10 protein-coding genes are annotated in these 11,321 nt (G+C 64.2%); 3 read left to right on the top strand and 7 right to left on the bottom strand.

Annotated features, from left to right (window positions below; genetic code table 11):
* Positions 1-17: 17 nt before the first annotated feature.
* The 7 genes from AC6LKD_RS31610 to AC6LKD_RS31640 form a co-directional block, all read right to left on the bottom strand.
* The gene (locus tag AC6LKD_RS31610; protein ID WP_013396777.1) at positions 18-1,286 is read right to left on the bottom strand and encodes a phenylacetate--CoA ligase family protein; all 1,269 of its coding nucleotides are present in this window, start codon (positions 1,284-1,286) and stop codon (positions 18-20) included.
* Between the two features lie 28 nt (positions 1,287-1,314).
* Entirely contained in the window at positions 1,315-2,154 is an 840-nt protein-coding gene (locus tag AC6LKD_RS31615) for an ABC transporter ATP-binding protein (RefSeq protein WP_013396776.1), read from the bottom strand.
* Positions 2,155-2,343: 189 nt separating this feature from the next.
* Positions 2,344-3,681 (bottom strand): ABC transporter substrate-binding protein, encoded by a 1,338-nt coding sequence (locus AC6LKD_RS31620; protein ID WP_080551121.1) that lies wholly within the window; start codon positions 3,679-3,681, stop codon positions 2,344-2,346.
* A 126-nt stretch (positions 3,682-3,807) separates the two neighbouring features.
* Positions 3,808-4,872: a branched-chain amino acid ABC transporter permease gene (locus AC6LKD_RS31625; RefSeq protein WP_013396774.1), complete on the bottom strand. Its 1,065-nt coding sequence runs from the start codon at positions 4,870-4,872 to the stop codon at positions 3,808-3,810.
* Positions 4,873-4,898: 26 nt separating this feature from the next.
* Positions 4,899-5,828, bottom strand: coding sequence for a branched-chain amino acid ABC transporter permease (locus tag AC6LKD_RS31630; protein ID WP_013396773.1), 930 nt, complete (start codon positions 5,826-5,828; stop codon positions 4,899-4,901).
* 11 nt (positions 5,829-5,839) lie between these two features.
* The gene (locus tag AC6LKD_RS31635; protein WP_013396772.1) at positions 5,840-6,637 is read right to left on the bottom strand and encodes an ABC transporter ATP-binding protein; all 798 of its coding nucleotides are present in this window, start codon (positions 6,635-6,637) and stop codon (positions 5,840-5,842) included.
* A gap of 5 nt (positions 6,638-6,642) precedes the next feature.
* Entirely contained in the window at positions 6,643-8,619 is a 1,977-nt protein-coding gene (locus AC6LKD_RS31640) for an AMP-dependent synthetase/ligase (protein ID WP_041654496.1), read from the bottom strand.
* Between the two features lie 169 nt (positions 8,620-8,788).
* Between AC6LKD_RS31640 and AC6LKD_RS31645 the strand changes: the two genes are divergently transcribed.
* The 3 genes from AC6LKD_RS31645 to AC6LKD_RS31655 all read left to right on the top strand — a co-directional run bounded on the left by AC6LKD_RS31645 (position 8,789) and on the right by AC6LKD_RS31655 (position 10,587).
* A complete protein-coding gene (locus tag AC6LKD_RS31645; protein ID WP_498118456.1) occupies positions 8,789-9,493 on the top strand; it encodes a Crp/Fnr family transcriptional regulator in 705 nt (234 codons plus the stop codon).
* Positions 9,494-9,555: 62 nt separating this feature from the next.
* Positions 9,556-10,017, top strand: a complete 462-nt coding sequence (locus AC6LKD_RS31650) for a MarR family winged helix-turn-helix transcriptional regulator (protein ID WP_498118457.1) — start codon at positions 9,556-9,558, stop codon at positions 10,015-10,017.
* Positions 10,018-10,161: 144 nt separating this feature from the next.
* Positions 10,162-10,587, top strand: coding sequence for an organic hydroperoxide resistance protein (locus AC6LKD_RS31655; RefSeq protein WP_013396768.1), 426 nt, complete (start codon positions 10,162-10,164; stop codon positions 10,585-10,587).
* The last annotated feature ends 734 nt before the right edge of the window (positions 10,588-11,321 follow it).

Consider the following 11,321-nt stretch of genomic DNA (forward strand, 5'->3'; position numbering starts at 1 on the left):
GCCGCCAGCAGCGCCGTTTACTCGTAGGTCCGGATGTCGTCGATGACCTTGCCGTCGTTCGGCAGGCCGTCCGCGTCCACCCATTCCACGTCGCTGCGCAGCTTGGTCACATCGCGCACCGACTCCGCGATGCGCTTGCCCAGCTCTTCGCTGCGCACCCGGGACTCCACCTTGAGCACCATGCGGTCGGACCCCGTGCTGCCGCTGATCACCAGCCGCGCGCGCAGGATCTCCGGGTGGCGGCGCGCCACATCGGCGACCTGCGACGGATGCACGAACATGCCGCGTACCTTGGTGGTCTGGTCCGCGCGTCCCATCCAGCCCTTGATGCGGGTATTGGTGCGGCCGCAAGGCGAGATGCCGGGCATGACGGCGGACAGGTCGCCGGTGCCGAAGCGCACCAGCGGATAGTCCGGGTTCAAGGTCGTGACCACGACCTCGCCGACTTCGCCATCAGGCACGGGTTCGCCGGTGCCGGGGCGCACGATCTCGACGATGATGTCCTCGCCCAGCACCAGGCCTTCGCGCGCCGGCGTTTCAAACGCGACCATGCCGAGGTCGGCGCTGCCGTAGGCCTGGTAGCCGTCGATGCCGCGCGCCGCCAGCCAGTCGCGCAGGGACGGCGGGAAGGCTTCGCCGGATACCAGCGCGCGGCGCAACGAATCCAGCTTCACGCCCAGTTCGTCGGCCTTCTCCAGGATGATCTTGAGGAAGCTGGGCGTGCCGGTATAGCCGGTGGGCGCCAGGTCCTGAATTGCGCGCACCTGCTGTTCGGTCTGCCCGGTGCCGCCCGGAAATACGGTGCAGCCCACGGCATGCGCCGCGGTTTCCATCATGGAACCGGCGGGTGTGAAGTGGTAGGAAAAGCAGTTGTAGGCCAGTTCGCCCGCGCGGAATCCCGCCGCGTGCAGGGCGCGGGCAAAGCGCCAGTAGTCGCCGCGCGCGCTCTCCGGTTCATAGATGGGGCCGGGCGACGCGAACACCCGCATCGCCTCGCCCCAGCCGATGGCGGAGAAGCCGCCGAAGGCTTTCTGCGGCCCGGCAGGCGCCGTCGCGTCATCGCGGCTGTGCTGCTGGCGCTCCAGCAGTTCGTGCTTGCGCAGCACCGGCAGGCTTGCCAAGGCCGCGCGCGACGTGATGGTGGCGGGGTCGATGCCGCGCAACTGCTCGGCGATGGCAGGCGCACGCGCAATGGCCCGGGCGATCGCGGCGGGCAGGGCGGCCATCAGCTCGCGCTCGCGTTGCTCGGGCGCTCTGGTTTCCAGAACATCGAAAAACTCGGACATGGGATCGCACCCTCTCGTATGCCAGGAATCACGCCAGCCAGCGCTTGCGCCGGCGGTAGAACTTGTTGTCGCGGAAACTCTTGCGTTCGCCGCTGGATATGCCCAGGTAGAACTCCTTCACGTCCTCGTTCTGGGCCAGGTCGGCGGCGGCGCCGTCCATCATTACGCGGCCGTTTTCAAGGATGTAGCCGTAGTCGGCATAGCGCAGCGCGATATTGGTGTTCTGCTCGGCCAGCAGGAAGCTGACGCGCTCGCGCTGGTTCAGGTCGCGCACGATCTCGAAGATCTCTTCGACGATCTGCGGCGCCAGGCCCATGGAGGGCTCGTCCAGCAAAATCATGTTGGGGTTGGCCATCAGCGCGCGGCCGATGGCGGTCATCTGCTGTTCGCCGCCCGAGGTGTAGCCGGACTGGCTGGTGCGGCGCTGCTTCAGGCGCGGAAAATACTGGTAGACGCGCTCCAGCGCCGCCGCGGTGTCGCCGCGGCTCATGCTGCGCGTATAGGCGCCTGTCAGCAGGTTTTCCTCGATGGTCAGGTGGGCAAAGCAGTGCCGGCCTTCCATCACCTGCACCACGCCGCGCTTGACCAGCTCCGCCGGCGACAGCTTTTCGATACGCTGGTCGCGGTACTGGATATGGCCCTTGGTGACGTCGCCGCGCTCGCCCTTGAGCAGGTTCGAGATGGCGCGCAAGGTGGTGGTCTTGCCCGCGCCGTTGGCGCCGAGCAAGGCCACGATCTTGCCTTCCGGCACTTGCAGGGAAACACCCTTGAGCACCAGGATCACGTGGTTGTAGATCACCTCGATGCCGTTCACGTCGAGCAGCACCTTGGGGGTGTCTGTCGTGGCAGCAATATTGGCGTCGTTCATAAAGGTTCCTGCGGTGTGGCGACTGCCAGTCCCAAGGGACGGCAGCCGGTTCGTATCAACATCCTCTGCATCTGCGGTACCTGCGCCGCATGCAGCCGGCGCGGCTCAAGCGGGGCCGCCGCGGAGCCGGCTTTGCCGGTCCGCGCGCGGCGCCCCTTGGGGGGAGGCACCGCAGGTGCGTCGGGGGGACTACTCACACTTGCGGGGCGTGATGTTCTTTTCCTTCGCGTACTTGGCGGCGCCTTCCTTCACCATGGGGTCCAGGATGGTCTTGTCCGACTGATACCAATCGGAGACCACCTTGAACTTCGCGCCGTCCCACTGCACGATGCGGGCCCAGTCGTCGCCCTTGTGGTTGCTGCACGAGGTCTTGACCGGACGCATGATCTGGCCGAAGCCCAGCTTGTCGAGCTTTTCCTGCGTCAGGTTCAGGTTCTCGAAGCCCCAGCGCACCTGCTCGGGCGTCAGCGCCTTGCCCTTGCCGTACTTCTCTTGCGCGGTGCGGATCGCTTCCACCTGCAGCATCGAGATCATCATGCCGCGGGTATGCGCGATGGTGCCCAGCGTGGTCTTGCCGGTCTTGTCCGCGCCCTGGCCCTTGTCGTAGACGAACTTCTTCAGATCGTCGTAGACCTTGTCGTGCTCGGCGCCGCTGTTGTGGATGGTGATGGCGTTGTAGCCCTTGGCGACATCGCCCAGGTCCTTCACGTCGCCTTCGGAGCCGGCCCACCAGATCGCGTACATCTTGTCCCGCGGATAGCCGCTGGCCTGGGCTTCGCGGATGGCGGTCGGCGTCATGATGCCGGCGCTCCACAGCAGCACGTAGTTGGGACGCGCCTGGCGGATCTGCAGCCAGGTGGACTTCTGTTCCACGCCGGGGGCGGTCACTGGATAGAGCACCAGCTCGAAGCCTTCCTTGGCCGCGCGCTTCTGCAGCAGGGGGATCGGCTCCTTGCCGTACGGCGAGTCATGGTAGACCAGGGCGATCTTCTTGCCCTTGAGCTTGTCCATGCCGCCTTCTTTCTTGGCGATGTCCTGGATCATCACGTCGGCCGCGGTCCAGTACGTGCCGAGCAGCGGGAAGTTCCATTCGAACACGCTGCCGTCGACCGACTGCGACAGGCCGTAGCCCATCGTTTCAACCGGCACCTTGTCGACCATGGCCTTGTCGCTGACGGCGAAGGTGATGCCGGTGGACTGGGTGTCGAAGCCCGATGCGCCGGTGCCCTTGCCCTTAAGGCGCTCGTAGCATTCCACGCCGCGGTCGGTGGCGTAGGCGGTTTCGCACTCTTCGTACGTGATCTTGACGCCGTTGACGCCGCCATCGCGTTCGTTGACCAGCTTCAGGTAGTCCAGCTTGCCGTCGGCCCAGGGAATGCCCAGGGGTGCGAAGGACCCGGTGCGATACACCAGCAACGGAACGAACTGCTCTTCCGCCGCCATTGCCGGCGTGGCCACGGCGCCCGCGGCGCCGGCTGCGGCCATCAAAGCTGCCGCCAACTTCAGGTTAAGACGCTTCATCTCCATTTACCTCCTGCGTGGTGCTTGGGTCAGTAAACCCTGGGACACCGGGATTGGCCCGGTCTTGAGCCGGGTATTCAGGGCGGGTCCGGGGCGCTTGTGCCGCCGCGGACCGCGGAAATCAATGCGAAATCAGTGAGGGAAGGGCCAGATGCGCAGCTTCTCTTTGCCGATGCTCCATAGCCTGGCCAGCCCATGCGGTTCGGCGATCAGGAAGAACACGATCAGCGCGCCGAACACCATGTGTTCGATGTGCGCCGCCGTGTCTACCGACAGTGGAATGCCCAGCGCGTGCGGAATGTTGGACAGGGCCACCGGCACTAGCACGATGAAGGCCGCGCCGAAGAAGCTGCCGATGATGGAGCCCAGCCCGCCGATGATGACCATGAACAGCAACTGGAACGAACGCGTCAGGTCGAACGCCAGCGGCTCCCAGGAGCCCAGGTGGATGTAGCCCCACAAGGCCCCGGCCACGCCGACGATGAACGAGCTGACCGCGAAGGCCGTGAGCTTGGCGTACATGGGGCGGATGCCGATGACGGAGGCCGCCACGTCCATGTCGCGGATCGCCATCCATTGGCGGCCGATGGCGCCGCGCACCAGGTTCTTGGCCAGCAGGCTGAAGACGACGACCAGGATCAACACGAACAGGTACTTCTCCAGCGCGCTCTGCACCGGCAAACCGAAGGCGGTCAGCGGCGGCACCGAGACGTTGCCGGACGACGAGTAGTTGGTGAAGAAGGGGATGCGCAGGAACGCCCAGTCCACGAAGAACTGCGCGGCCAGCGTCGCCACCGCCAGGTACAGGCCGCGGATGCGCAGGCTGGGTATGCCGAAGATCACGCCGACGATGGTGGCGAAAAAGCCGCCCAGCAGGATCTGGATAATCAGCGGCATGCCGGGAAAGCGCACGCCGAAGTTCCAGGCCGCGTAGGCGCCCACCGCCATGAAGGCGCCGGTGCCCAGCGAGATCTGGCCGCAATAGCCCACCAGGATGTTCAGGCCCACGGCGGCCAGCGCCAGGATCAGGAACGGAATCAGGATGGCGCGCAGCAGGTAGTCGCTGGCCATGGCCGGGATGGCGACGAAGGCCACTGCAAGCAGCAGCCAGATGAAGATGCGGTCCTGGCGGATCGGGAAGATCTGCTGGTCAGCGCGATAGCTGGTCTTGAATTGGCCGTTTTCGCGATAGAACATGTTTTTATCCTAGAGGGCCTGTGGGCTCAGACACGGTCGATGATCTTCTCGCCGAACAGCCCTTGCGGACGGAACAGCAGGAACACCAGCGCCAGCACATAGGCGAACCAGATTTCGATACCGCCGCCTACCAGCGACCCCAGATAGACCTCGGACAGCTTTTCGCCCACGCCGATGATCAGGCCGCCCAGGATGGCGCCCGGCACCGAGGTCAGCCCGCCCAGGATCACCACCGGCAGCGCCCGCAGCGCCGCGGTGGACAGCGTGAACTGCACGCCGAACTTCGAACCCCAGATGATCCCGGCCACCAGCGCCACCAGCCCCGCCACGCTCCAGACGATCACCCAGATGCGGTTCAGCGGAATGCCGATGGATTGCGCGGCCTGGTGGTCGTCGGCCACCGCGCGCAGGGCGCGGCCGGTCGAGGTGTACTGGAAGAACAGCGCCAGCGCGGCCACCAGCAGGGCAGCGATCACCGCCGCTGTCAGGTCTTCCAGGTTGATCAGCAAGCCGCCCTCGAAGACCGAATCCAGGATCATCAGCGGATCCTTGGGCATGCCCACGTTGATGGAATACACCGAACTGCCGAAGGTGATCTGGCCCAGGCCATCCAGGAAGTAGCTGATGCCCAGCGTCGCCATCAGCAGGGTGGTGGCTTCCTGGTTGACCAGGTGGCGCAGCACGAAGCGTTCGATGGCGACCGCCAGCAGGAACATCACGATGGCGCTGACGATGAAGGCCAGCACGTTGGCCAGGATCATGTTGTCAAAGCCGAACCAGCGCGGCAGCCATTCCGAGAAGCGCGCCATGGACAGCGCGGCGACCAGCACCATCGCGCCCTGTGCGAAGTTGAAGACGCCGGATGCCTTGAAGATCAGCACGAAGCCCAGGCCGATCAGCGCATACAGCATGCCGCTCATCAGGCCGCCGAATAAGGTCTCTAGAAAAAATCCCATGTCTGTCCGCCTTAGTGCGACACGCCGAGGTAGGCGCGGATGACGTCTTCGTTTGCGCGGACCTCGTCCGGCTTGCCGTCGCCGATCTTCTTGCCGTAGTCCAGCACCACCACGCGATCCGAGATGTCCATGACCACGCCCATGTCGTGCTCGATCAGCACGATGGTGGTGCCGAACTCGTCGTTCACGTCCAGGATGAAGCGGCTCATGTCCTGCTTCTCTTCGATGTTCATGCCGGCCATCGGCTCGTCCAGCAACAGCAGGCGCGGCTCCATCGCCAGTGCGCGGCCCAGGTCCACGCGCTTTTGCAGGCCGTAGGGCAGGCGGCCGACAGGCGTCTTGCGGTAGGCCTGGATTTCCAGGAAGTCGACGATGTTCTCGACGAACTCGCGATGCTGGATCTCTTCGCGCTCGGCCGGGCCCAGGCGGAAGGCCTGCGCCAGCAACCCGCACTTCATGCGCAGGTTGCGGCCGGTCATGATGTTGTCCAGCACGCTCATGCCCTTGAACAGCGCCAGGTTCTGGAAGGTGCGGGCGATGCCCATTTCGGCGGCGCGGCGCGGATTCATGCGCGAGAAGCGCTCGCCGCGGAACTCGATGCCGCCTTGCTGCGGCGTGTAGACGCCGTTGATGACGTTGAGCATCGAGCTCTTGCCGGCGCCGTTGGGGCCGATGATGGCGCGGATCTCGTGTTCGCGCACATTGAAGGAAATGTCCGTCAGCGCCTTCACGCCGCCGAAGGACAGCGAGATATTCTGCATGTCCAGCATGACGTCGCCGATGCGCTGGTCGCGGTCGTTGTTGCTCATGATCTCTACGCGGCCTTGGCGGTGATGGCGGGGAAGGTCTTGACCGGGCGGATCTTCAAGTCCGCCGAGATCTTGCCGGTGCGTCCGTCTTCGAATTTCACTTCGGTCTCGATGAACTGCGACTGCTTGCCGCCGAACAGCGCGTCGATCAGCACGCCGTACTTCTGCGCGATGAAGGCGCGGCGCACCTTGCGCGTGCGGGTCAGCTCGTCGTCGTCCGGATCCAGTTCCTTGTGCAGGATGAGGAAGCGGCTGATCTGCGAGGCCGACAGCTTGGGATCGGTGGCCAGGTCGGCGTTGACCTGTTCCACGCATTCCGCGATCAGCTGGTAGACCTCGTCCTTGGACGCCAGGTCGGTGTAGCCGGCATAGGGCATGCCGCGGCGTTCGGCCCAGTTGCCCACGGCTTCCAGGTCGATATTGATGAAGGCGCACACGTCTTCGCGGTTGGCGCCGAAGGCCACCGCTTCCTTGATGTGCTGGAAGAACTTAAGCTTGTTCTCGATGTACTTGGGCGCGAACAGGCTGCCGTTGGCGAGCTTGCCCACGTCCTTGGCGCGGTCGATGATCTTGAGCTGGCCGTCGGTGTCCAGATAGCCTGCGTCGCCCGTGTGGAACCAGCCATCGGCGCTGCGCGCTTCGGCGGTCGCTTCGGGGTTGCGGTAGTACTCCTTGAACAGGCCTGGGCTCTTGACCAGGATCTCGCCGTTGTCGGCCACGCGGATCTCCACGCCGTCGACGGGCGGGCCCACCGTGTCGTCACGCACCTGGCCGTCGGGCTGCACGCAGACGAAGACCGAGGTTTCCGTGGAGCCATAGAGCTGCTTGAGGTTGATGCCGATGGAGCGGTAGAACACGAACAGGTCGGGGCCGATGGCCTCGCCCGCGGTGTAGGCCACGCGTACCCGGCTCATGCCCAGCGCGTTGCGCAGCGGACCGTAGATCATCATGTTGCCCAGCGCGTAGCGCAGGCGGTCCCAGGCGCTGACTTGTTCGCCGTCCAGGATCCTGGTGCCCACGCGGCGCGCGAGCTTCATGCAGGCCGCGAACAGCTTGCGCTTGATCAGCCCCGCGTCTTCCATGCGGATCATCACATGCGTCAGCAGGCCTTCCAGCACGCGCGGCGGCGCGAAGTAATAGGTGGGGCCGATGTCGCGCATGTCGATCGACACGGTGTCAGGCGATTCGGGATGGTTCACCGTAAAGCCCGTGACCAGCAGCTGCGTGTACGAGAACATGTTCTGGCCGATCCAGGCAGGCGGCAGATAGGCCAGCACGTCTTCCTGGTCGGTCAGCTTTTCCATTTCGGACACGGCGCGCGCGCGGTCGATCAGCGCATGGTGCGTGAGCACCACGCCCTTGGGCTTGCCGGTGGTGCCCGACGTATAGAACATGGCGGCCGGATCATGCGGCTGCACGGCGGCGACGGCCTGGTCGAAGAAGCCGGGATGCTGCGCAGCGTATTCGCGGCCCAGTTCCTCCAGCTGTTCATACGAACGCAGCATCGGGTCGGTGTAATGGCGCAGGCCGCGCGGATCGTCGTACACCACGTGCTGCAAGGCAGGGCATTGCTCGCGGACTTCGAGCATCTTGTCGACCTGTTCCTGGTCTTCGACGATGGCCACGGTGATCTCGGCGTCCTGCAACACGTAGACCATTTCCTGGGCGACGGCGTCCTGGTAGAGCGGCACCGGTATGGCGCCCAGCGACTGCGCGGCCATCATGGCCATGTACAGGCGCGGGCGGTTTTCGCCGATGACGGCCACGTGCATGCCGGGCTTGATGCCCAGCGCGGCCAAGCCATGCGCGACGTGCCGGACATGCTCCGCCACTTCGGACCACGTAAGGGTTTGCCAGATCCCCAGATCTTTTTCGCGTATGGCGGGCCGCGACCCGCGAACGCTGGCATGCGTGAACAGCAGCGCCGGAAAGGTATCCAGCGCAGCCGGCATCCGTGCAGATGCGGGCGGTGTATGTGCCACGATGTCTCCTCCGGTTTGGGCGCATCGGGCCAGGAGTCCGCGTAAGCGGCGGTGGCGATGAAGCGCTTGACCAGTTGGTTTTAGATTTACGGCAGGAGTTAAGGTATAAGGTTGGGTTGCTACCAACTGTCACCATCGCGACATTCAAGGAACTTTTAGGGTATTCCCGATGCAGCTAGCCGACTCCCTGCAACTCGCCGCCGCCTGGTTTCGCGTGCTCAGCCGCGATCAGCAAGAACGCGTCGAGCGGGACCTGACCGTGCAGCAGGTGGTTGCCGGGTCGATCATAGAGCGCAAAGGTGAACTCGCACAGGCTTGGATAGGCGTGCTGGCGGGGCTGGTCAAGGTTTCGGTGGGTAACGCCGAAGGCAAGGTGGCTTCGCTGACCGGCGTGCCTGCCGGCGGCTGGATAGGCGAAGGCTCGCTGCTCAAGCGCGAGATCCGCAAGTACGACATCGTTGCGCTGCGGGATTCAGTGGTGGCGCGCCTGCCGGCCGCCACCTTCGACTGGCTGCTGGACAGCAGCATTCCGTTCAACCGCTATCTGCTCCACCAATTGAACGAACGCGTGGCGCAGTTCATCGGCAAGGCGGAGTACGACCGTCTGCTGGATCCGGACGCGCGCGTGGCCCGCTGCCTGGCCGAGCTCTTCAACCCTTTGCTGTATCCCGGCATGGGCATGCGCCTGACGATTACGCAGGAAGAGGTAGGCTATCTGGCCCGGGTGTCGCGCCAGCGCGCCAACCAGGCGCTGCGCAAGCTGGAAGAGGCGGGCTTGCTCAATGTGGAGTACGGCGCGGTTCGGGTGCTGGATCTGGACGGCCTGAAGCAATACGGATCGGACCGCGACGTGGTCGAAGGCGAGCCGGCCTAGGGTGTCGGCCGTTGGACGAAAAAAAGCTTGACGATAAATAGCGCGCTATTTAATATTGCGCAATGAAATCCCGATCCAAACCCAAAGCGGCATTCAACCCGCTGCTGCTGGACAACCAGTTGTGTTTCGCCCTGTATGCGACCTCGCTGGCGATGAACAAGGCGTATCGGAAGTTGCTGCGAGGGCTGGACCTGACCTATCCGCAGTACCTGGTGATGCTGGTGCTTTGGGAGGGCGACGAAATTACGGTGACGGATATCGGCGAGCGCCTGTTCCTGGATTCCGCGACGTTGACGCCGTTGCTCAAGCGGCTGGAAGCGGCGGGCCTGGTGACGCGTCAGCGCGCGGTGGAAGACGAGCGCCAGGTGATCGTCGGGCTGACCCGCCAGGGCCGCGAGCTACGCGCGCAGGCGGAAGCGGTGCCGCATTCCATCGCCGACGCCGCGCAGTGTTCGCTCGAAGAGGCGCAAGGTATGATGAAAACGCTGCACGCGCTGCGGCAGAAGCTGACCTCAAGTCTTTGAAGTGGCGGGCAATGCCCGCTATCGTTAGGTTAAATAAATAGTGCACTATTTAATATTGCACTATTTAATTAGTAAGGGCCATGGTGGGGTGTACCCACCGGTGCCTGGCAGTCCAACCTCCATTTCCATAAAAGGAAACGCATCATGTCTATCGAAAAAGTCCTCTACCGCGCTCATGCGCACGTTACCGGCGGCCGTGAAGGCACGGGCGCCACGGACGACGGCAACCTGAACGTCAAACTGACCACGCCGAAGGAACTGGGCGGCGCGGGTGCGGCGGGCACCAATCCGGAACAGCTGTTCGCGGTGGGCTATTCGGCATGCTTCATGGGCGCCATGAAATTCGTCGCCGGCCGCGACAAGATCGCCATGCCGTCGAATGCGACGATCGACGGCGCTGTTGGCATCGGTCCTATTCCTACGGGGTTCGGGATCGAAGTCGAATTGAAGATTTCGTTGCCGGGGATGGAGCGGGCCGAGGCGGAGAAGCTGGTGGCTGCGGCGCATATCGTTTGCCCTTATTCGAATGCTACGCGTGGGAATATTGACGTGACGTTGACGATTGTTTGATCGTTGCTTGATGTTCTAGTGGCGGGCGGCCTTGTTCGTAGGCCGCCCGTCGTCGCGTGCGGCGTGGCGGCTCGCGCCCACGATCGCGGTCCGGAGCGTTCGCTCCGGACTTCCCCTTCGTCATCCTCGTTGCCGCCTGCGGCGGCTGCCTTCGGATTCCCTCGGGCGCATCGAGGTTGCGAGCCGCCACGCCGCACGCGACGACGGGCTACGTGTGTCTTGGTTCGCTGCGCTGCTAGATCCGTGGTCAGTATCGAATCTTGTGCTGCCCGTCATTTATGGCCGCGCGGGCGGCCATAAATGACATACGTGATTTTTGAAATTTCGATAGTGCTCGCTGTCGCGCATGTGGACAGTTGTTTTCTGATGGCATCGCCGTCCAGGGGGGGCGGTGATGGGCGGCGCGCGTTGGGCAATGGCTTGCGCACGCAGAGGGTCTCGCGCGCGCCGCCCATCCAGCATCGGAGTTGAAATGTAGATGCCGGGCTGAGCTGAATAGACGTTATGCGGTAGCCATTACGCGCAGCGCCATCACGCGACGCAAGACACCGCGTAAGCCCCAAGAGGCCGCCCGCGCGGCCGGCCTGGGGCGGGCCCCGCAAGACACGCCACCACACCCCGATGCGGAAAAAAACGCCAAGCACACCGCTCGCCCCAGCGCCCGTGAAAATTCAGATAACGCAGCCTGCCGCGTCGGGGACTCGCGCTGCGCGGGGCGTCGATAAGCCCGAGGG

This window comes from Achromobacter sp. D7-1 (assembly GCF_059760445.1).

Excerpts from the sequence above, each read along its gene's own strand:
- AC6LKD_RS31615 (WP_013396776.1), bottom strand. The coding sequence starts at position 2,154 with ATGAACGACGCCAATATTGCTGCCACGACAGACACCCCCAAGGTGCTG.
- AC6LKD_RS31645 (WP_498118456.1), top strand. The coding sequence starts at position 8,789 with ATGCAGCTAGCCGACTCCCTGCAACTCGCCGCCGCCTGGTTTCGCGTG.
- AC6LKD_RS31625 (WP_013396774.1), bottom strand. The coding sequence starts at position 4,872 with ATGTTCTATCGCGAAAACGGCCAATTCAAGACCAGCTATCGCGCTGAC.
- AC6LKD_RS31655 (WP_013396768.1), top strand. The coding sequence starts at position 10,162 with ATGTCTATCGAAAAAGTCCTCTACCGCGCTCATGCGCACGTTACCGGC.
- AC6LKD_RS31620 (WP_080551121.1), bottom strand. The coding sequence starts at position 3,681 with ATGGAGATGAAGCGTCTTAACCTGAAGTTGGCGGCAGCTTTGATGGCC.
- AC6LKD_RS31650 (WP_498118457.1), top strand. The coding sequence starts at position 9,556 with ATGAAATCCCGATCCAAACCCAAAGCGGCATTCAACCCGCTGCTGCTG.
- AC6LKD_RS31610 (WP_013396777.1), bottom strand. The coding sequence starts at position 1,286 with ATGTCCGAGTTTTTCGATGTTCTGGAAACCAGAGCGCCCGAGCAACGC.
- AC6LKD_RS31630 (WP_013396773.1), bottom strand. The coding sequence starts at position 5,828 with ATGGGATTTTTTCTAGAGACCTTATTCGGCGGCCTGATGAGCGGCATG.
- AC6LKD_RS31635 (WP_013396772.1), bottom strand. The coding sequence starts at position 6,637 with ATGAGCAACAACGACCGCGACCAGCGCATCGGCGACGTCATGCTGGAC.